This is a genomic window from Bradyrhizobium sp. T-12 (assembly GCF_058314695.1).
The window spans coordinates 2,871,467-2,891,322 of record NZ_CM177756.1 but is presented as its reverse complement, the minus strand read 5'-3'; the positions used below and the strand labels follow the sequence as shown (position 1 = coordinate 2,891,322).

The window sequence follows — 19,856 nt, the reverse complement described above, 5'->3', positions numbered from 1 at the left end:
GCCGCGTCAGCGAATGATGGTCGTCAGCGACGAGTAGCGCCGGGTCGGCTTGGCCTCGCCTGCCGAGAATAGAGCGAACGCTTCGCTGACGCGGACCGCCGGCGGCGTGTCTGTCGCAAACCGAAATTCCTTCGGTCGCGGCGCGTAGAAGCTCGCGCGGTAATAATTGTCGTCGAAGCGCACCTCGCCGACTCCGAACAATGCGTCGCAGACGAGCAGGAGTGCGTAGACTCCCGCAACCGCTGCGACGATCTCCCTGAGAATTGACATGCCGATAGCCCTGCCCTTTTCCGAGCAGGATGCAGATCGGTTCCAAAGACCTGGTTTAAGGCACCACGCTTCTTGTCCGCACGGTTTGCCGCCGCTGAGCGGATTGCAGACAATTTTATCTATCTCGAAAAGGAGCCCGCCGGATCTGAGGATCAGGCGGGCTCAGGATTGGCCGCTCGGGAGGTAATTGAGACGGCCAGGTTGATCAGTCGTGGGCGGCCTTCTCGCGATGGGCGCTCTCGCTGAGACGGTCGACCCAGGCGATGCCGACCGCCGAGATGATGAAGGTCAGGTGGATCAGCACCTGCCACATCACGCCGGTCTCGGTGAAATTGCTGCGCGTGGTGCCGAGATTGCCGGCTTCGATGAAGGTCCTGAGCAACGAGATCGAGGAAATGCCGATGATCGCCATCGCAAGCTTGATCTTCAGCACACTGGCATTGACGTGACTGAGCCATTCGGGCTCGTCGGGATGGCCGGTCAGGTTCAGCCGGGAGACGAAAGTCTCGTAGCCGCCGACGATCACCATGATCAGGAGGTTCGAGATCATGACGACGTCGATCAGCCCGAGCACGACCAGCATGATCTGCTGCTCGCTGGCGTCGAACGAGTGCGCAACCAGATGCCAGAGCTCTTTCAGGAACAACAGCACATAGACGGCCTGCGCGACGATGAGACCGATATAGAGCGGGAATTGCAGCCAGCGCGAGCCGAAGATGAGCTGGGCGAACAGGCCGAGGCGCGGCGGCACGGCCTGCGCCGAAGGTGCTTTGGGTTCAGACGTCATTGATCACTCCGGAATGCCGACAGGAAGCCTCGCCTCAGAGACTCGCGATGACGGGGGCGAGCTCGAGCGAGCCCCGATAGATCATCTCGAAGGCGACGTAAATGATGATCGCGAGGCCGACATAGGCGACCCAGCGATGCTTCTGGAGCACGCGACCGAGCAGGTCGGCGGCGACGCCCATCATCGCGACCGACAGCAACAGGCCGAAGGCGAGGATGTAGGGATGCTCGCGCGCGGCGCCCGCCACCGCGAGCACGTTGTCGAGCGACATCGAGACGTCGGCGGCGACGATCTGCACCGCGGCCTGGCCGAAGGTCTTGCGCTGCGCCGGAGCGGCATCCGCGCCGCCGCCATGGCTGAACGCGAGTTGTCCCGTATGCGACTGCTCGCGCAGCTCGCGCCACATCTTCCAGCATACCCAGAGCAGCAGCACGCCGCCGGCAAGCAGCAGGCCGATGACTTGCAAAAGCTGGGTCGCGACGCCGGCAAATACGATGCGCAGCACCGTGGCGGCCGCAATGCCGACGATGATGGCGCGGCGGCGCTGCTCGGCCGGCAGGCCCGCCGCAGCGAGGCCGATGACGACGGCATTGTCGCCGGCGAGCACGAGGTCGATCAGGACGACTTGAAGGAGCGCGGTCAGCGCATCGGGCGTGATGAATTCAATCATGTCTGGTCATTTTTCGGTGCAGACGGCTCGAGCCAATGCGGCTTCTTCCGCTCGACCCAATCCAGGACCTTCGAACGTGAGGAGCGCAGCGCAGGCACGTCCTCGGCGAGCAGCGCGAGACCGAGGGGCAGCATCCAGACGCCGAGAATCGGCAGGAAGGACAGCACGCCGCCGACAATGAGCAACGCGCCGGAGGGGATTCTGACCCAACGGCTCGACGGTTTGAGCAGATAGGTGACCGTGTCACCCATGCGCGGCGGCAGGCGATCGACGAGCCTCTCAAAGCGCGGGTCACCGCCCGCCAATTCGCTGGCGGGGCCTGCGGCCTCGTTGGTACGCTCGTTCGATGCTGCGCTCATGCTTACTCCTTTGTGGCCATCTGCTGCTTGATGCGCCCCTCACTCGAGTTGACCGGCTTGGCGCGCGGCAGCGCCAGCGTCAGCAAGCGCAGCAATTTGATCGCCTGCACTTCGTGGGGATGGACGTCTTCGTCGGCGGCCGCGACTCGCTCCGAGAGTTCCATCAGATGTGACGACAACGGCATGTTCGAGACCGGCCGCAGCGTGTCGATCACGACATTGGCAAAATCCGGCTCCTCCAGTCGTTCGGCGAGTGCGTCGAACATCGCAAACAGCCGCTCGTCGTCGATATGCGGCGCCAGTCCGCGATCCCTGATGAACCGGATCACCTCGTCGCGCTCGACCGGCGAAACCTGCCGGTCGGCCACGGCGACGAGCGCGCCGGCAATCACCAGCGCGGCCGCAGCCTGCTCGTTCAGGCTGGACGGCTCCGCGATCTCGATCTCGACAGAATTTGAATGCTTGGCGTCAGTCATCGTTGCTCCCTTATCTTGCGAAATGACCGCACGGAGCTGCGATGGGGACGAATGGTCGGAAAGAACGTCCAAGGCCCGACGATCGGCCAATCCATCGCATTCGCGCGGGACAGGTCATCCGACATCACGAGGTTTGCCGACATCGTCGGCGTCCTCGCCAGAGGGGCCCGGATTCTTGTTCGTGCCAGAGATAAAGGTGGGCCTGCCGGAATCAAGGCGAGATGACTGCGACCAGCCGCCGCATCGGGTTCCGTGTGGCGGGTTTGGTCAAACGTTCGTGCGACGCTCGACTAGATGTGCCCGCGACGGCGCAGGCTCGAAGCGGTCGCCGAAATATTGCGTCTCGTGCGCCACCAAGCCGTCGCGAAATTCCATGATGCTCACGACATACGACGGCACCCCGTCATAGCTCAGCACGAATTCGCTCACCCAAAGATTGCCACCGCCAACGATCCGTCGAACGGTGAAGCGTTTCCGGTTCGGCTGTACGAACCGGCTCTCCTGAATGTTCCCGCGACCGCTGATGCGCTCGCCCGACTGCGGATAGTCGAGCACAGCATCGTCGCGATAGATGTCGTGCTCGGTATCGAAATCATTCGCGTCCGAAGCGTCCCAATGGCGCTGAAGCGCCGCCAATATGGCTTGATCGTCCATCTCGGTCTCCGATCTCGACACCTGCATCCTAACACCGAAGGCTTTCGGTCGGGATAACCGCTTCGCGCCGGGAACCACCGTGCCGGCACTCGGTTAGTGCAACTCACGACCTATCCGCCGCCGACAGGGACTTCCATGTGCCGCTGGATCGCATACCGGGGCGAGACAACGTCTTTCGAGCCCTATGTCACAGAACCCGAGCATTCGCTGATTGCGCAGAGCATCCGCTCGCTGCAATCCACCGCGGGCTCGAATGGCGACGGCTTTGGTCTCGGCTGGTACGGCGAGCATCAGGAACCCGGCCTGTATCGCGAGACGCGGCCGGCCTGGTCGGACGAAAATTTGCGCTACCTCTGCCGGCATCTGCGCTCGCATCTGTTCTTTGCCCATGTGCGTGCCGCCACCGGCACGGCGGTGACGCGGCAGAACTGCCATCCTTTCGCATGCGGCCACTGGATGTTCATGCACAACGGATTCGTCGGAAGCTGGAATCGGCTGCGGCGCAAGGTCGAGGCGCTGATTCCCGATGCCTATTATCCGTCGCGACTGGGCACGACCGATTCGGAAGCCGTCTTCCTGGCGATGATGGGCGCCGGTCTCGACAGCGATCCGCTTCAGGCGACGCGGCGCGTGTTGCAAGCCCTCGTCGGCCTCGTCAACGAAGGCCACTTGCGCGAACGGCTACGCTTCACCAGTGCGATCGCCAACGGCAAGGATCTCTACGCCTTCCGCGTCGCGGTCAACGACGCCGCGAACACACTCTATTTCCGCGAGGACGGCGGCCAGGTCATCGTCGTGTCCGAGCCGTTCGATAAGGAAGAGAACTGGACCGAAGTGCCGCCCAATCACGCGTTGATCGCGCGCGAGTCAGAAAACGTGAAAATTGTTCCCTTTGACGCGGCAATTTGCAGTAGCAGCGGGCGGGAACCCGTCCCAGCTAAAAGGATTAGTGCCGGCAGGTGACCTTTGCCGGGTGGGACATGACTTTTGCTTCAGACGTTCTGAAACTCCTTCGGCTGGATCCTTCTGACGACAAGCAGCATCTGGTGATTCGCTCGGCGGGTGGCGGCGGCAAGGCGGCCGAATACTCGTTCGGCATCGAGGAAGAATACTTCCTCGCCGATCGCCGCAGCTTCGAGGTCGCGATCGAAACGCCCAATGCGCTGTTCGAATCGGCGAACTGGTCGACCGGCGGCCAGGCCATGCGCGAGATGCTGCAATCCCAACTCGAGGTCGCCACCAACATTCACGTCGACGTCAACGACGCCCGCGAAGAGCTCCGCTTCCTGCGGCGCGAAGTCGCGAACGTCGCCGCGCAATATGGCTTCGTGATCATGGCCTGCGGCACGCATCCGACGGCGGTCTGGCGCATGTCGCAGCCGAGCCCGAAGCCGCGCTATGAGGAGATGATCGAGGATCTGCGCAGCATCGGCCATCGCAACATGATGTGCGGCATGCATGTGCACGTCCAGTTGCCGGATCCCGAGAAGCGCATGGCGGTGATGCGAGCGATGCTGCCGCATCTGCCGCTGTTCATCGCGCTGTCGGCCTCATCCCCGTTCTGGAATTCGCACAAGACCGGACTGAAGGGCTACCGGCTCGCCGCCTATTCCGAGCTGCCGCGCACCGGCCTGCCCGAGCTGTTCGAGACCAGGCGGGATTACGACGAATATGTCGGCGCCCTGCAGCGCTCCGGCGTGATACCCGACGAGAGCCACATCTGGTGGGCGATGCGTCCTTCGATGCGGCACCCGACGCTCGAGCTTCGTGCGCCCGACACCTGCACCCTCGTCGACGATGCCGTTGCCATCGCCTCGCTGTATCGCTGCCTGACGCGTCACCTCTATCTGCGGCCTCATTTGTCGAGGGAGGTCACGGTGGTCGAGCGCGCGATCGCGGTGGAGAACAAATGGCGCGCCCAGCGCTACGGAACCGATTGCATCTTCGCCTCCCGAGACGGACCGGTCACGATCTCGGAGATGCTGTCGCGAATCATCGACGACACCGCCGGGGACGCGGACGCATTGGGCTGTGCCGCCGAGATAGAGCATTGCCGCGTCATTGTGAACCGCGGCAGCTCGGCCGAATTCCAGCTTCGCGCCTATCGCGAGAACGGCGAGGACATCGCAGCCGTGTCACGATGGATCGCTACATCGACGGTCTCAGGGACGAGCGCGCCCATCGGACGCTCTACGCCGGCGCCGTCATAGCGCTCGCGCAAGCTTCGCGAACGAGAACGTCATTTCTGAATTTGTACGCCTTGGGGGAACGCATGACTGACATCGCCTGCTGCGCCGGTTGCGGCCACAGCCTGGTTCCGATCCTGTCAGAGAACGGCCGCGCGCGGCCAAGCTGTTTCTGGTGCGAGGGCGTCGACGCCCAGGCCATGGAGATGGCGAAGTGGGCGGACAGCCCGGCCGGCAAGCCGGATCGGGCCGCGCCTCGCGCTTTTGAGTGAGCATCCTGCCGCGTCAAACCCGCGCCACCACGCGCGGACGGAATACGGATTCGGCGGTGAGGGACAACGCCGCGACCGGCTTTCGCGTCGGCCGGCGCCGCGGGATGAAGAAATTGTTCACGAGGATGGGGTCGTGATCGCCGAGCGCGATCCGTTCCTTCGCGAGCAGGCCCATGACCTGGCGCATCTTGATGACCTCATGCGCCACGAAGCTGCAGTCCTCGTCGCGGTTGATCTGCTCGTGCATGATCGCCTCAGCTTCGCGCATGCTGACGCGGAGTGCTCTGATGGTCTTTCGAATCTCGCTGATGCGGTTGTCCATGGCTGCCTCCATCTCGGTCTCAGCATAAGAACAAAACATGAACAATCTGTCAATCGCCGCCCTGAGGGTCGCGATGTTATTGCCGATCGCAAGGCGGCATCGCGCCGATCTCCGGCAACACCGCTGCACGCGTCCTGATGAGGCTTGCTGACAAATTAGACAGGTCCCGCCGCGCCCCGAAAGCGGGCGCGGCTCGCACGGCATCGAACGATCAGAGCAGGTCATCGTCTAACGTCCCGTGCAACCACCGGATTTTATCCCGAACGGCACGCGCGCATCACGGCGTAGGCGCGCTCGCTGCTCCGCAAATCAACTGGCCCGGAATTCGCAATGACGTCGTCAGCGAAGCAACGGCGCGGAGCGGAGAACGTCATGAACGTGCATGCCGTGGTTGATCTCGAGACGACCGGCCTCACCCGTCCGAATGGCGCGCCGCTCCGCCTCAACATGCAGGACTTCGTCGCGATCGACCGGGACCGGAATGCGACGTTCGAGGCGACTTATCGCCCGCAAGCGCTCTACAATCGCGCCAATGAAGGCTTTCACGCCAACAACGAGACCTTCCTGCTGCACGAAGTCGCGACCAACCTGCCGATCTACCGTCCCGACACCGGCCCCACCGACTTTCATCTGCATCTTCCACCCGGCGGCTTTCAGCTCGTGCTGGTCACCTCGGGCGCTTTCACCTTCGATTATGACGGGCGCTTCTACAATGTCGGCCCTGGCGCGGTGATGCTGCAAAGCGCGATCGTGCATCGCCAGCTGTTCTACACCTGGTCGGGCTTGCCAACCGAACAGAATTTGAGGACGCCCCAGACGGTCGTGCCCGACCCGATCTCGATGGGCTATTCCGGCAAATTCCTCGAAGCCTTCATCACCGATCCCACCACCTTTCCGAATCCGACCATCGTCGGTCCCGACCAGATCGACGAGGCCGAGACACCGCGCGTGGCTTGGAGCCACAAGCTGCACAACCGACCGGCCGATGCCGGCTTCTGGCTGCAGGATCCCCTGGCGCTGGATGCGCTGTTCAAGCCGCTCGCGGACGGCGCGATCAAATCGGCGCTGCCGGTTTACTTGCGCGATATCGGCATCGAGGTGCCGAGCGGTCATCTCGTCACCGGCCACATCATCGCAACCGACCCGCGCGGCCAGTCGCTGCTGCCGAAGAGCACGTCGGCCGCCGCGGACGCCGCCTCGCTCGCCAAGGGCGAGGTCGTTATCTATCGCCTCATTCGCGGCACGGCGGAATTCAGGAAGACGTCTGGCGAGAGCTTTGAACTCTCAGCCGGGGATGTCGTGACGGCGGGCAAGGCTTCGATCAGCCTTGTCGGCGTCGGCGAGAACACGCAGGTACTCCGGCTCGGCCTGCTCAAGGGCATGAACGAGCTGCGCAGCTGGACGCCGACGCAGCGCGACGAGATCGACGGCCTCGCCGGCCGGATCATCACGCAAAGGGACGTTCGCCCGCTGCGTACGGAGGGCAAGCCGGTCGGATATCTCTACGGCTGAGCGCCGGAGTTACTCCGCCGCCTGCCGCACGTGGCGCGCGCTCGGCGTGCGCATGGTAACGAGCTCCTCGGCCGCGGTCGGATGCAGTGCGATCGTCGCGTCGAAATCGGCCTTGGTCGCCTTCATCTTCACCGCGATCGCGACGGCCTGCGTGATCTCGGCTGCGGCATCGCCGACGATGTGGCAGCCGAGCACGCGATCGGTCGCACCGTCGACCACGAGCTTCATCAGCACGCGGGTGTCGCGGCCGGACATCGTCGCCTTGATCGGGCGGAACGTCGTCTTGTAGATGTCGACGTGACTGAATTGCGCGCGCGCCTCGGTCTCCGTCAGGCCGACAGTGCCGACTTCCGGCTGCGAGAACACCGCGGTCGGGATGTTGGCGTGGTCCACCTGCACCTCGCGCTTGCCGAACACGGTGTCGGCGAAGGCATGGCCCTCGCGGATCGCGACGGGAGTCAGGTTGAAGCGATGGGTGACATCGCCGATCGCGTAGATGCTGTCGACCGAGCTCTTCGAGAAATGGTCGACCGCGATGCCGCCATTCGCAGGATTGATGGCGACGCCGGCCTTCTCCAGGCCGAGATTGGCCACCGCCGGATGGCGGCCGATCGCGAACATCACCTGGTCGGAAGCAAGGCTCGATCCGTTCGACAGATGCGTGGTGAACTCCTCGCCGTGGCGATCGACCTTGGCGACCGTGCAGCCGGTGAGGATGGTGATGCCCTGCTTCTCCATTTCGCTCCGGACATGGGCGCGAACGTCCTCGTCGAAGCCGCGCAGGATGTTGTCGCCGCGATAGATCACGGTGACGTCGGAGCCGAAGCCGGCGAAGATGCCGGCGAATTCCAGCGCGATATAGCCGCCGCCCTGGATCACGATCCGCTTCGGCAGCTTCTTGAGATGAAACGCCTCGTTGGAGGAGATCACGTGCTCGATGCCGGGAATGGCGGCGCCGTGGTTGGGCGCGCCGCCGGTGGCGATCAGGATGTATCTTGCGGTGATCTTGCGGTCGTTCTCGAGCAGGCGGACGGTGTGCTTGTCCTCGATCACCGCGCGGCTCTTGACGATCTGCGCGCCCGACTTCTCGACATTGGCGGTGTAGGCCGCCTCCAGCCGCGCGATCTCCTTGTCCTTGTTGGCGATCAGCGTCGCCCAGTCGAAGGTGGCGGGCGGAACGGTCCAGCCGAAGCCCGCGGCGTCCTCGAGCTCGTGACGGAAATGCGAGCCGATCACGAACAGCTTCTTCGGCACGCAGCCGCGGATCACGCAAGTCCCGCCCATGCGGTACTCTTCCGCGATCATCACGCGCGCGCCGTAACCGGCCGCGATGCGGGCGGCACGCACGCCGCCCGAACCGCCACCGATGACGAAGAGGTCGACGTCGAATTCAGCCATTGTCCACTCCGACCTCTTTCAGCAATCACCCTTCAGATAGGTGCGCTCAGATCTCCTTGCCACGCTTGCGCATCTCGGCGCGGAAGGCGCCCATCACGGTCTCGGAGAAGTTCTGGGCCCAGGAGTTCATGAAGGCCATGCTGAGCCCGATGGCGCGCGGTTCGGCGTCGATCAGCTTCTTGCCGAGCGGCGACTTGTAGAAGGTGACGAGGTCCTTCAGCTCCTGCTCGGTGAACTCGCTGGCATAGATCTGCGCCATGCCCTCGCCGATCTCGTTCTGGCGGCCCTGGAGCTGCTGCGCCACGATCGGAGCGACCTCGTTGAGGTCCTTCTGATAATTCAGATTCTGCTGGGTCAGCGCGATCTTGGTCTTCTCGACGAGGCCGGGTACGGCGCCGGCATACATCGCATTGGCGTTCTTGATCTGCAAAATCTCCTTGGCCGCAGCGATCGCCGCGGGCGAGGCCTTCGGCTGGGCAGGTGCGGCGCCAGCCTTCGGCTGGGCGGGCTGCTGCGCCACGGCCGGGGCGGCCGTAAGGGCCAATCCCACGACGAGCGTCGCGGCCGGCAAGAATTTCAAAACGCTCTTCATTCCTGGTCTCCTTTCGGCTTGCGCCGTTCAATCACGCGAATTCCCTCGCCACCCGCCAGAACGGCAGAGCTGGCCAAGCCGATGAACAATCCATGCTCGACCACGCCGGGGATCGTGCTCAACGCCCTGGCGAGGCCGGGTGGATCCACAATACGTCCGAGCTGGGCATCGACGATCCAGTGGCCGCCGTCGGTGACGAAAACGTGGCCGTCCTTGCCCTTGCGGACCGCCATTTGCCCGGAAACGCCGCATTGCGCAAATGCCTTCTCGATCGCCCGCCGCGTCGCGCCGAGGCCGAAGGGGATGACTTCGACCGGCAGCGGAAATTTGCCGAGCGTCGGCACCCATTTGGTGTCATCGGCAATCACGATCATACGATCCGAAGCGGCCGCCACGATCTTCTCGCGCAGCAGCGCGCCGCCGCCGCCCTTGATCAGGTTGAGCTCAGCATCGATCTCGTCGGCGCCGTCGACCGTGATGTCGAGATGGTCGATCTCGTCGAGCGTGGTCAGCGGCACGCCGCAGCGCGTCGCGTCGAGGCGCGTCGCCTCGGAGGTCGGCACGCCGATCACTTTCAGCCCGGCGGCGACGCGCTCGCCGAGCAACTCGACGAAATGCTTGGCGGTCGAGCCGGTGCCGAGCCCGAGCTGCATGCCGTCCCGCACCTCTTCGAGCGCGCGGGCAGCAGCCTGTCGCTTCAACTGGTCCATGTTCACGTCTGGGCCCGCCTTCTGAAATCCGGGAGATCTGCCGCCGATCGTGGCCGCTTTCGGCGGCCTATGTAGCCTCGTTTTCCCCCGGAGAACAGGGTCTGGGAACAGGCCTATAAGGTGATCTTATGGGCCCGCCCCTTGCGCGGACACGGGGGGGCCGGTAGCGCTGGGGTCATGACCCCTCACACCATCGTCTTCGATCTCGACGGCACGCTTGTGGATACGGCGCCCGACCTGATCACCGCGCTGAACCACGTGCTCGACCGCGAAGGCCTGCCGCCGGTGCCGATGGCCTCGGCGCGCAACATGATCGGCGCCGGCGCCCGCAAGCTGATCGAGCGGGGGCTGGAAGCGGAGGGCCGCAGCGTCACCCCCGCCGACATGGACCGGATGACCGCGGATTTCATCGCCTATTACGCCGACCATATCGCGGTCGAATCCCGCCCCTTCGAGGGGCTCGAGGCCGCGCTCGATCATTTTGCGGCCCAGGGCCATCGCCTCGCGGTCTGCACCAACAAGCTGGAATGGCTGTCGAAGCGGCTGCTGGACCAGCTCGACCTCAGCCGCCGCTTTGCCGCGATCTGCGGCGCGGACACCTTTGGCGTCCAGAAGCCCGACCCGACCATCTTCCGGGAAACGGTGGCGCGCGCCGGCGGCGCGGTCAAAGCCAGCCTCATGGTCGGCGATGCCGGAACCGATGTCGGGGTAGCCCGCCGGGCCGGAGTGCCGGTCATCGGGGTCAGCTTCGGCTATACGGACGTGCCGATCGCCGAGCTGAAGCCGGACCGGCTGATCCATCACATGCGCGACCTGCCGGAAGCAGCCAGCAGCCTGATGACCGCCTAGCGCCGTCAAGCTACTGAAATCACATTGCTATTCTGCGAGGCTCGGCATTAACCATTCATCAACCATGCGCCGCCCGCCGGTTGCCTGCCCCAAACGACGCTCCTAAGGTCCGCGCGGGGTTGTGTGGCGGTTTGTCGCAGTTGAAGTGGATGGGTCATGCGTCGTGTCATCGCGGTTGCGTTAGCGGGAGCCGGTCTGTTGGGAGCGGCGGGTCTTGGCGGCTGCTCTTCGATGTCCTGGGACATGTTCAAATCGGCGCCGCCGGCCGTCCAGGTCCGGCTCGAATCCAACCCCCCGGGTGCGGACGCCACGACCTCGCTCGGTCCGGGCTGCAAGACGCCTTGCTCCGTCTCGGTTCCCGCGCCCGACGCCCCCTTCACGGTGGCTTTCGCGCTCCCAAAGTACCAACCGGCAAGCGTGCCGGTGAACGTGATCAGGAATCCCGGGGATTTCACCACGCCTGCCTCGGTGACGACGGACCCGAATCCGGTCTTTGCGGAACTCCAGCCGGCCACCCCGCCCAAACCGGTTCGCAAGCCTCACCGGCCCAGGAAGCCCAAACCCGCCGCAGCGGCGCCGACTGCAGCACCCGCCGAAGCGGCTCCGGCCGCCGCCTCGCCGTTCCCCGATCCGAACGCCGGCAGGCGCTAACCTACGTATACCACCCGATTGTCCTCGTCGCGTCCGATGCTTAGATTGCATCCTGAGCACCGCTGAAGCAAAGGTGCACCCGTCGCCGTAAGTGACAAGGCCTTTTCAATGGACGGACCTGCCGCGCTGTCGACCCCGATGACCGATCCGTTCGGGCGGACCATCAGTTATTTGCGCGTGTCCGTCACCGACCGCTGCGACCTGCGCTGCTTCTATTGCATGTCCGAAGACATGACGTTCCTGCCCAAGGCGAACCTGCTGACGCTGGAGGAACTCGACCGGCTCTGCTCGGCCTTCATTGCCAAGGGCGTCAAGAAGCTGCGGCTCACCGGGGGCGAGCCGCTGGTCCGGCGCAACGTGATGACGCTGGTGCGCTCGCTATCGCGGCATCTTTCCAGCGGCGCCCTGAACGAGCTGACGCTGACCACCAACGGCACCCAGCTGGCGAAACACGCAAGCGAGCTCGCCGATTGCGGCGTCCGCCGTATCAACGTCTCGCTCGACACGCTCGATCCCAAGAAGTTTCGCGAGATCACCCGCTGGGGCGAGATCGACAAGGTGCTGGAGGGCATTGAGGCCGCGCGGGCCGCAGGCCTTGCCATCAAGATCAACGCGGTGGCGCTGAAGAACCTCAACGAGGACGAGCTTCCCGAGCTGATGCGCTGGGCCCACGGCAAGGGCATGGGCCTGACGCTGATCGAGGTGATGCCGATGGGCGAGATCGGCTCCGGCCGCATCGACCAGTATCTGCCGCTCTCGCTGGTGCGCGCACGCCTCGCCCAGCAATTCACGCTGACGGACCTCGCCGAGAGCACTGGAGGGCCGGCCCGCTATGTCAGCGTCGCCGAGACCGGCGGCAAGCTCGGCTTCATCACGCCGATGACGCACAATTTCTGCGAATCCTGCAACCGGGTTCGGATTACCTGCACGGGAACGCTGCACACCTGCCTCGGTCACGAGGATGCCTCGGATCTGCGCAAACCCTTGCGTGCATCTGACGACGACGTGCTGCTTGCGGATGCAATCGACCGCGCCATCGGCCTCAAGCCCAAGGGCCATGATTTCATCATCGACCGCCGCCACGACCGTCCCAGCGTCTCCAGGCACATGAGCGTCACCGGCGGCTGACACCGTCGGACTACGGCCTTATTCCCCTTAACTATCAACAAACTTCCGATTGACTGGCGGCACGCCCGCTGGTTTGGTGCGGCGGCTTCATGCCTGCGCGGCGAAATAAGCCACGCGCCAGTTCGGCGCAGTCAAGACGGCCGGGGCATACCATCGGGGGAGGACCTATCGTTGCAAGCGCTCCTAAAGCTGAGCCAGGGGATTGACGCGTTCACACGCTGGACGGGCAAACGCCTGGCGTGGCTGATCGTCGCCGCCGTCATCATCTCGGCGGTCAATGCGATCGTCCGCAAGACCTTCGACACATCCTCCAATTCGTGGCTCGAGCTGCAATGGGTGCTGTTCAGCATCGTATTCCTGTTGTGCTCGCCCTGGACGCTGCTCGACAACGAGCACATCCGCATCGACATCGTGAACAACGCGCTGCCGAAGACGCTCCGCAACGTCATCGACGTGATCGGTCACCTGTTCTTCCTCATTCCGCTCTGCATCGTGATGATCATCACCGGCGTGCCGTTCTTCCAGCGCTCGTTCCACATCAACGAGCAATCCGGCAATGCCGGCGGCCTGCCGCAATGGCCCGCCAAAGCCCTGATCATGATCGGGTTCGCCTTCCTGCTCGTTCAAGGCATCTCCGAGCTGATCAAGCGGATTGCGGTGATGCGCGGAATGATTCCGGACCCGCATGAATCCCAGGTGTCCGCGCTGGAAGCGGAAGTCGAGCATCTCGTCGAAGCGATCGAGAAGAAGTAGCCGTTGGCGACGGTGTAGGGGAAATCATGACCGCTTTTATTATCGCCAATATGGCGCCCATCATGTTCGCGTCGCTGGTCGTCGTGCTGCTGCTCGGCTATCCCGCGGCATTCTCGCTCGGCGCCGTTGGCCTGTTCTACGCCATCATCGGCGTCGAGCTTGGCCAATTCCACCCTGACTTCCTCCAGGCGCTGCCGGAGCGGGTCTACGGCGTGATGAACAACGACACGCTGCTGGCCATTCCCTTCTTCACCTTCATGGGACTGGTGCTGGAGCGGTCGGGCATGGCCGAAGACCTGCTCGACACCATCGGCCAATTGTTCGGTACCATCCGCGGCGGCCTTGCCTATGCCGTGATCTTCGTCGGCGCGCTGCTCGCGGCGACGACGGGCGTGGTCGCAGCGTCCGTGATCTCGATGGGTCTGATCTCGCTCCCGATCATGCTGCGCTACGGCTACGACCGCCGCGTGGCAGCCGGCGTCATCGCCGCGTCCGGTACGCTCGCGCAGATCATTCCGCCCTCGCTCGTCCTGATCGTGATGGCCGACCAGCTCGGCAAGTCCGTCGGCGACATGTACGAGGGCGCCTTCATTCCCGGCCTCGTGCTCGCCGGCCTCTACGCCTCCTACGCCTTCCTCGTCAGCATGATCTTCCCGAAGGCGACGCCGGGCCTGCCCAAGGAAGCCATCGGCTTCCGCGAGGACAATGGCGATCGCGGCCTGCTCTCGCTCGGCGTGCTGTTCCTGGCGAGCTGCGTGTTCGGCTGGTTCATGATGCGCAATTCGACCGTACATGGCGCCGATTACGTCGTGCTCAGCATGTTCTGCGGCATCATCTTCGCCTTCATCGTCGCCGTGGTGAACTGGGTCATCGACAAGCTCACCGGCTTCCGATTCCTCTCGAAGATGGCGCAGCAGACCACCTTCGTCATGGTGCCGCCGCTGTTCCTGATCTTCCTCGTGCTCGGCACGATCTTCATCGGCGTCGCCACCCCGACCGAAGGCGGCGCGATGGGGGCCGCCGGCGCCCTCATCCTCGGTGCCGCGAAGCGGCGGCTGAGCTGGGACCTGATCCGGCAGGCCACGGAATCGACCGCGAAGCTGTCGGCTTTCGTGGTGTTCATCCTGGTCGGCGCGCGCGTGTTCTCGCTCACCTTCTACGGCGTCAACGGCCACGTCTGGGTCGAACACCTCTTGACCTCGCTGCCCGGCGGCCAGGTCGGCTTCCTGATCTTCGTCAACGCCTTCGTGTTCGTGCTGGCCTTCTTCCTCGACTTCTTCGAGCTGGCCTTCATCGTGATTCCGTTGCTCGGACCTGCGGCCGAGCATCTCGGCATCGACCTGATCTGGTTCGGCGTCATCCTCGGCGTCAACATGCAGACCTCGTTCATGCATCCGCCGTTCGGCTTCGCCTTGTTCTATCTCCGCTCGGTCGCGCCGAAGGATCGCTACACCGATCGCGTCACCGGCAAGCGAATGGAGCCGGTCACCACGGGGCAGATCTATTGGGGTGCGGTGCCGTTCGTCGTCATCCAGATGATCATGGTCGGTCTGGTGATCGCGTTCCCGTCGATGGTCATGCATTACAAGGGCGTGCAGTCGAATATCGATCCCTCCACGATCAAGATCGAGGTGCCGCAGATCGAGCTGCCGCCGCTGGATCTCGGACCGCCGTCGAAGTAGTGGGAACCACACCCGCCGTCGTGTTCCACGCAAGTGGCGCATGACGCGCGACGGCGCGCGTGACAAGCACGGGAAACGCGGGCATATCGGGCCATCCTCAGTCCTAGGGATGGCCGCTCATGCCCAGCTCGCACCCTGCTCCCTCCGCCCTCGGCCCATTGCTCACCTCGCTCTGGCTGACATGTGCCGCAGCGACGGTGCACGCCGAGCCGGCCGCCGACCTCCACGTGCTGGCGCAAAAGGAGCAGCAGCCGCTGCTCGACACGCTGCGCGATCTCGTCAATATCGAATCCGGCAGCAAGGACATCGAGGGTCTGAACCAGATCGCCGAGCGCGTTGCCGGTCAGCTCAAGCAGCTCGGCGGCACGGTGGAGATCCTGCAACCCACCGACATCCATCGCCTCGACGACAGCCCTGAGAAGATCGGGCCGGCCGTGCACGCCGTGTTCAAGGGCACGGGAACCAGGAAGATCATGCTGATCGCCCATATGGACACCGTGTACCTGAAGGGCATGCTGAAGGACCAGCCGTTCCGCATCGACGGCGACAAGGCCTACGGCCTCGGCATCGCCGACGACAAGCAGGGCGTTGCGCTCATTCTCCATGCCGTGGCGTTGCTGCAGAAGTTGAATTTCAGGGATTACGGCACGCTCACGGTTCTCACGAACGGCGACGAGGAGATCTCCTCGCCCGGCTGGCGCAGCACCATCACCAAATTCGCTGCGGATCAGGACGCGGTGTTCTCGTTCGAGGGCGGGGGCGCCGACGGCACGCTGCGACTCGCCACCAGCGGCATCGGCTCGGCCTATCTCACCGTGCAGGGCAAGTCGTCACATGCGGGCGCGCGGCCCGAGGGCGGCGTGAATGCGCTGTACGAGCTCTCGCACCAGCTGCTGCAGATGAAGGACCTGTCCAAGCCCGAGCAGGGTCTGAAGCTGAACTGGACGGTCGCCCAATCCGGCACCAACCGCAACGTGATCCCTGCGAACGCCATGGCGCAGGCCGATGCGCGTGCGCTCAAGGTGTCGGATTTCGACGCGTTGCAGAAGGAGCTGCAGGACAAGATCAAGAATCGCCTGCTGCCCGATTCCAAGGTCGACCTGAAGTTCGAGGTGCGTCGCCCGCCGCTCGAGGCCAACGAGGCCTCGCGCCGCGTGGCGGCCCACGGCAAGACGATCTATGGCGAGATCGGACTATCCCTCAAGGTCGACGAGAAGGCGACCGGCGGCGGCACCGACGCCGCGTTCGCCGCGTTGAAGACCAGCGGAGCCGTGGTCGAAGGCATGGGCCTGTCAGGCTTCGGTGCACACTCCAACGATGCCGAATATGTGCAGCTCGGCAGCATCGTGCCGCGGCTGTATCTGGCGACGCGGATGATCATGGACCTGTCGAGCGGCAAGGTGAAATAGCGACGGCGCTTCTTCCTTCTCCCCCTGTGGCAGAAGGTGGCGCGAACACAGTCCGCGCCGGATGAGGGGTTGCTTCAGCAAACTCCATTGGAGACGGCTCACACGCTGAGAGAGAGCCCTCACCCGTCTCGCCGCTGTCGCGGCGAGCCGCCCTCTCCCACAAGGGGAGAGGAAAAAGAAGCTTCCTCCTCCGCCAGCCGAAACCGCAGCGTGAACTCGGCTCCGCCTCCCGGAAGATTCTCCACCGCGACCGTGGCCGCGTGATCGTCCGCCACCGCGCGCACGATCGAGAGTCCGAGGCCCGCACCGTCGCTGCGCCGGCGGTCGGCGCGCCAGAAGCGCTGGAAGATCAGCTCGCGCTCGGCCTCCGCGATCCCCGGGCCGGAATCGCGCACGCGCACCGAACCGTCCTCGCCCACCTCGACGTCGACGGTGGTGTCCTTTGCCGTGAACTTGATGGCGTTTTCGGCGAGGTTGAAGATCGCGCGCTGCAACATCTCCGCATTGCCGTGGATCAGCACCGGCACGTCGGCGCCCTTCAGCGCGATGTCCTTGTGCTGCGCGATCGCGAACGGAGCGATCGAGGCCACCACCTCGGCGCTGACCGCGCGCAGATCCGCGGTCTCTGCGGGATCGAGCACCAGGGTGTCGAGCTCGGCGATCTCCAGGAGCTGGGCAACGAGGCGGCTCATGGTTTCGATATCGGCATGCAGCGCCTGCCGCGCCGCGCGATCGTCGAGCGTCTCGATCCGCGTGCGCAGGATCGCGAGCGGCGTGCGCAATTGATGCGCGGCGTCCGCCGTGAACTGCCGTTGCACCCGAAAGCCGCCTTCGAGCCGGTCGAGCGCCTCGTTGACGGCGGTGACCAGCGGCAGGATCTCGCGCGGGATCTGCTCCGTCGGCAGGCGAATGTCGGTGCGCGCCGGACCGATATTGCTGGCCTTCTCGGAGGCCCTCCACAGCGGCGCGATCGCCCGGCGAAAGATGATGATGTCGGTGGCGAGCAGGATCAGGAGGATCGGAATGGTGATCCATCCCACGCGCCGGAAGAAGTTCGAGACGATGTCGTCGATGATGACGTCGCGGTGTGCGAGGTCCTCGGCGACCTGGATGCGCACCGTCTTGCCGTCGATATCGCGGGTGACGGTGGCGCCGGAAATGCTCTCCGACGAGCGCACTGCGGCAGCGGAACGCCGGTGCGAGGAGAACAGCAAGCGGCCCTCGGCATCGCGAATGTCGTACTGATAGCGGCCATACGCTTCCGAATAGAGGCCCTTGAGACTGTCGGGCAGATTGAACGTCAACGAGCCGCCCGGCTGGGCAACGATGCGCTCCGCCAGCACTTCGGCCTGGGCGCGCATGGCATCGCGATGCAGCTGGTCGATCTCCGAATTGAGCAGCCAGAACAGCACCAGCGGCAGGAAGACCGCGACCACCGCGACCGCCAGGATGTGCAGGAAGACGATGCGCCAGATCAGCGATTTGAACGTCGGCGACCTGCCATAGGAGCCGGCAAGGGAGCCGGGATGGGACCCGATCCGGGCCACGCTATTTCTCCACGTCCATGAGATAGCCGACGCCGCGGATGGTGTGGATCACGACCTTGGCGCCGTGTTCGGCAAGCTGCTTGCGCAGCCGCGAGACATAGACCTCGACCGCGTTGGAGGCGACCTCGCCGTCCAGCCCGAAAATATGGTCCTCGACGTTCTTCTTCGGCACCACCCGCCCTTGCCGGCGCAGCAGGATCTCGAGCACCGAGGTCTCGCGCGCGGAGATGATCCGCGGCTGGTCGTCGACGAAGATCTGGCGGCTCTCGGTGTCGTAGACAAGGTTGGCGAGACTGAGCGAGCGGCCAAGCAGTTGGCCGGGTCGGCGCAGGATCGCCTCCAGCCGCGCCACCAGCTCCTCCATCGCGAACGGCTTTGCGAGATAATCGTCGGCGCCGCTGCGCAGGCCGCTGACGCGGTCCTGCAGGCCGCCTCGTGCAGTCAGCACCAGCACGGGGAGCGGTTCCATCTTGAGGCGCAGCTCGCGCAGCACCGACAGACCGTCGCCATCGGGCAGCCCGAGGTCGAGGATCATCGCGGCATAGCTGACGCTGCTCACCGCCTCGCGTGCCTCGGCCGCGCTGCCCACGATGTCGCTCTGGTAGCCGGCCGCCGCCAGCCCGCCCGCGACGAGCCGCGACAGTTCGGCATTGTCCTCGACGATCAGAAGACGCATCGCATGTCCGCAAGATACTCAAAGTCACCGCACGGCCCGCGCGCGGCATCTCTGCTCTCTTCCACCATTCCGGCCGCCTCGGCCAGCGAAAAAGTGACCGGAAGGCAGCTCAACCTGTCGTCAGGTTCGCGTCAGCAACCCTCGGCAGCGCCGGCTCCGGCCCCGTTGCGGGCCTCGGCCCGATGCCGCATCATCGACATCATGAGCCTCTCACCTGTACTCATTGTGTTCGGCGGCCTTCCCGGCACCGGCAAGACGACGATTGCTCGCGAGCTGACCGTTCGGCTCTCGGCCACATATCTTCGTATCGACTCGATCGAGCAGGCGTTGCGCGACGCTGGCTTTGCCGCCGGCGCAGAGGGTTATGCGATCGCCAATGCGCTGGCTGCCGAAAATCTCAAGCTCGGGCGCATCGTTATCGCTGACTGCGTCAATCCGGTACTGGCAAGCCGCGCTGCCTGGCGGCGATGTGCCGTGAAGACCTCGGCACGCCTGGTTGAGATCGAGACGCTTTGCAGCGAGCCGCCGCTGCACCGGCAACGCGTGGAAAGCCGCACCCCCGACATTGAAGGTTTTCGACTCCCACCCTGGAGTGATGTCGTGAGCAGAGCGTATGAACCGTGGGATCGTGAACGCCTCGTGCTCGACACCGCCGATGGTTCGCTTGACGATCTGCTGGAGCGGGCGGAGACCTACATTCGTGACAGGATTGGCCGGCTCGCAGGACCGTCGCCATAGTCGTTCCATTGACGAGGCTGCGACCAGACGGCTAGATTGGCCATGTCGGAAAAGGCAGACTTGGTCTGGTAAGCCCAAGTCCTTTCGGTAACGAAAGCTCTGGTCTTTGGCCTCGTGCCTGAGATCCCCACGACGAACACGATCGCTGTTTGGGCGATCAGGCGTTCGTCCGTGAGGTCCTCAGGTCTGGGAAACGCTCCGGTCGAACATCGACA

The 19,856-nt window shown here is 64.3% G+C and carries 23 protein-coding genes; 11 read left to right on the top strand and 12 right to left on the bottom strand.

The window, feature by feature from the left end; all coding sequences use genetic code 11:
• Positions 1 to 6: 6 nt before the first annotated feature.
• The 6 genes from AC0WRY_RS13500 to AC0WRY_RS13475 all read right to left on the bottom strand — a co-directional run bounded on the left by AC0WRY_RS13500 (position 7) and on the right by AC0WRY_RS13475 (position 3,216).
• Positions 7 to 270, bottom strand: a complete 264-nt coding sequence (locus AC0WRY_RS13500; protein WP_194407449.1) for a hypothetical protein — start codon at positions 268 to 270, stop codon at positions 7 to 9.
• 205 nt (positions 271 to 475) lie between these two features.
• Positions 476 to 1,057, bottom strand: coding sequence for a TIGR00645 family protein (locus AC0WRY_RS13495; protein WP_194407448.1), 582 nt, complete (start codon positions 1,055 to 1,057; stop codon positions 476 to 478).
• 34 nt (positions 1,058 to 1,091) lie between these two features.
• Entirely contained in the window at positions 1,092 to 1,727 is a 636-nt protein-coding gene (locus AC0WRY_RS13490; protein WP_194407447.1) for a TerC family protein, read from the bottom strand.
• Entirely contained in the window at positions 1,724 to 2,086 is a 363-nt protein-coding gene (locus AC0WRY_RS13485; protein WP_194407446.1) for a hypothetical protein, read from the bottom strand. The genes AC0WRY_RS13490 and AC0WRY_RS13485 overlap by 4 nt, the downstream gene beginning before the upstream one ends.
• Positions 2,087 to 2,088: 2 nt before the next feature.
• Positions 2,089 to 2,562 (bottom strand): tellurite resistance TerB family protein, encoded by a 474-nt coding sequence (locus AC0WRY_RS13480; protein ID WP_194407445.1) that lies wholly within the window; start codon positions 2,560 to 2,562, stop codon positions 2,089 to 2,091.
• 267 nt (positions 2,563 to 2,829) lie between these two features.
• A complete protein-coding gene (locus AC0WRY_RS13475) occupies positions 2,830 to 3,216 on the bottom strand; it encodes a nuclear transport factor 2 family protein (protein ID WP_194407444.1) in 387 nt (128 codons plus the stop codon).
• 135 nt (positions 3,217 to 3,351) lie between these two features.
• Here AC0WRY_RS13475 and AC0WRY_RS13470 point away from each other — a divergent pair, with 135 nt between their 5' ends.
• From AC0WRY_RS13470 to AC0WRY_RS13460, 3 genes are all read left to right on the top strand, one after another.
• Positions 3,352 to 4,179: a class II glutamine amidotransferase gene (locus AC0WRY_RS13470; RefSeq protein ID WP_194407443.1), complete on the top strand. Its 828-nt coding sequence runs from the start codon at positions 3,352 to 3,354 to the stop codon at positions 4,177 to 4,179.
• A 17-nt stretch (positions 4,180 to 4,196) separates the two neighbouring features.
• Complete coding sequence (locus AC0WRY_RS13465) at positions 4,197 to 5,426, top strand: carboxylate-amine ligase (RefSeq protein WP_194407442.1); 1,230 nt, start codon at positions 4,197 to 4,199, stop codon at positions 5,424 to 5,426.
• 62 nt (positions 5,427 to 5,488) lie between these two features.
• On the top strand, positions 5,489 to 5,674 hold the full coding sequence (locus AC0WRY_RS13460) for a hypothetical protein (RefSeq protein WP_194407441.1): 186 nt from the start codon (positions 5,489 to 5,491) through the stop codon (positions 5,672 to 5,674).
• A 13-nt stretch (positions 5,675 to 5,687) separates the two neighbouring features.
• Here the strand turns inward: AC0WRY_RS13460 and AC0WRY_RS13455 are convergent, their stop codons facing one another.
• Positions 5,688 to 5,996: a hypothetical protein gene (locus AC0WRY_RS13455; RefSeq protein ID WP_246776461.1), complete on the bottom strand. Its 309-nt coding sequence runs from the start codon at positions 5,994 to 5,996 to the stop codon at positions 5,688 to 5,690.
• Positions 5,997 to 6,368: 372 nt separating this feature from the next.
• Here AC0WRY_RS13455 and AC0WRY_RS13450 point away from each other — a divergent pair, with 372 nt between their 5' ends.
• A complete protein-coding gene (locus AC0WRY_RS13450; RefSeq protein ID WP_194407440.1) occupies positions 6,369 to 7,508 on the top strand; it encodes a hypothetical protein in 1,140 nt (379 codons plus the stop codon).
• 9 nt (positions 7,509 to 7,517) lie between these two features.
• Here the strand turns inward: AC0WRY_RS13450 and gor are convergent, their stop codons facing one another.
• Genes gor through rpiA form a run of 3 tightly spaced genes read right to left on the bottom strand, consistent with a single transcriptional unit; the run spans position 7,518 to position 10,214 of the window.
• On the bottom strand, positions 7,518 to 8,906 hold the full coding sequence (gene gor, locus AC0WRY_RS13445; RefSeq protein ID WP_194407439.1) for a glutathione-disulfide reductase: 1,389 nt from the start codon (positions 8,904 to 8,906) through the stop codon (positions 7,518 to 7,520).
• A gap of 46 nt (positions 8,907 to 8,952) precedes the next feature.
• Entirely contained in the window at positions 8,953 to 9,498 is a 546-nt protein-coding gene (locus AC0WRY_RS13440) for a DUF2059 domain-containing protein (protein ID WP_194407438.1), read from the bottom strand.
• Positions 9,495 to 10,214, bottom strand: coding sequence for a ribose-5-phosphate isomerase RpiA (gene rpiA / locus AC0WRY_RS13435; RefSeq protein ID WP_194407437.1), 720 nt, complete (start codon positions 10,212 to 10,214; stop codon positions 9,495 to 9,497). Before rpiA ends, AC0WRY_RS13440 begins: the two co-directional genes overlap by 4 nt.
• A 171-nt stretch (positions 10,215 to 10,385) precedes the next feature.
• On the opposite strand from rpiA, the gene AC0WRY_RS13430 reads away from it, so the two are divergent.
• The 6 genes from AC0WRY_RS13430 to AC0WRY_RS13405 all read left to right on the top strand — a co-directional run bounded on the left by AC0WRY_RS13430 (position 10,386) and on the right by AC0WRY_RS13405 (position 16,680).
• Positions 10,386 to 11,057 carry an HAD family hydrolase gene (locus AC0WRY_RS13430; protein ID WP_194407436.1) on the top strand — a complete coding sequence of 224 codons (672 nt, stop codon included), beginning with the start codon at positions 10,386 to 10,388 and terminating at the stop codon, positions 11,055 to 11,057.
• A gap of 156 nt (positions 11,058 to 11,213) precedes the next feature.
• Positions 11,214 to 11,708 carry a hypothetical protein gene (locus AC0WRY_RS13425; protein ID WP_194407435.1) on the top strand — a complete coding sequence of 165 codons (495 nt, stop codon included), beginning with the start codon at positions 11,214 to 11,216 and terminating at the stop codon, positions 11,706 to 11,708.
• Positions 11,709 to 11,816: 108 nt separating this feature from the next.
• Positions 11,817 to 12,836, top strand: coding sequence for a GTP 3',8-cyclase MoaA (moaA, locus tag AC0WRY_RS13420; RefSeq protein WP_194407434.1), 1,020 nt, complete (start codon positions 11,817 to 11,819; stop codon positions 12,834 to 12,836).
• Positions 12,837 to 13,007: 171 nt separating this feature from the next.
• Complete coding sequence (locus AC0WRY_RS13415; RefSeq protein ID WP_194407433.1) at positions 13,008 to 13,589, top strand: TRAP transporter small permease subunit; 582 nt, start codon at positions 13,008 to 13,010, stop codon at positions 13,587 to 13,589.
• Between the two features lie 26 nt (positions 13,590 to 13,615).
• Positions 13,616 to 15,271, top strand: a complete 1,656-nt coding sequence (locus AC0WRY_RS13410) for a TRAP transporter large permease (protein WP_194407432.1) — start codon at positions 13,616 to 13,618, stop codon at positions 15,269 to 15,271.
• A gap of 119 nt (positions 15,272 to 15,390) precedes the next feature.
• Positions 15,391 to 16,680: a M20/M25/M40 family metallo-hydrolase gene (locus AC0WRY_RS13405; RefSeq protein ID WP_194407431.1), complete on the top strand. Its 1,290-nt coding sequence runs from the start codon at positions 15,391 to 15,393 to the stop codon at positions 16,678 to 16,680.
• A 119-nt stretch (positions 16,681 to 16,799) separates the two neighbouring features.
• Here the strand turns inward: AC0WRY_RS13405 and AC0WRY_RS13400 are convergent, their stop codons facing one another.
• A complete protein-coding gene (locus AC0WRY_RS13400) occupies positions 16,800 to 18,227 on the bottom strand; it encodes a sensor histidine kinase (protein ID WP_194407430.1) in 1,428 nt (475 codons plus the stop codon).
• Position 18,228: 1 nt separating this feature from the next.
• Positions 18,229 to 18,903, bottom strand: coding sequence for a response regulator (locus AC0WRY_RS13395; RefSeq protein WP_038946264.1), 675 nt, complete (start codon positions 18,901 to 18,903; stop codon positions 18,229 to 18,231).
• Between the two features lie 3 nt (positions 18,904 to 18,906).
• Between AC0WRY_RS13395 and AC0WRY_RS13390 the strand changes: the two genes are divergently transcribed.
• Positions 18,907 to 19,641, top strand: coding sequence for a P-loop nucleotide/nucleoside kinase family protein (locus AC0WRY_RS13390; protein WP_246776460.1), 735 nt, complete (start codon positions 18,907 to 18,909; stop codon positions 19,639 to 19,641).
• Positions 19,642 to 19,856: the final 215 nt, after the last annotated feature.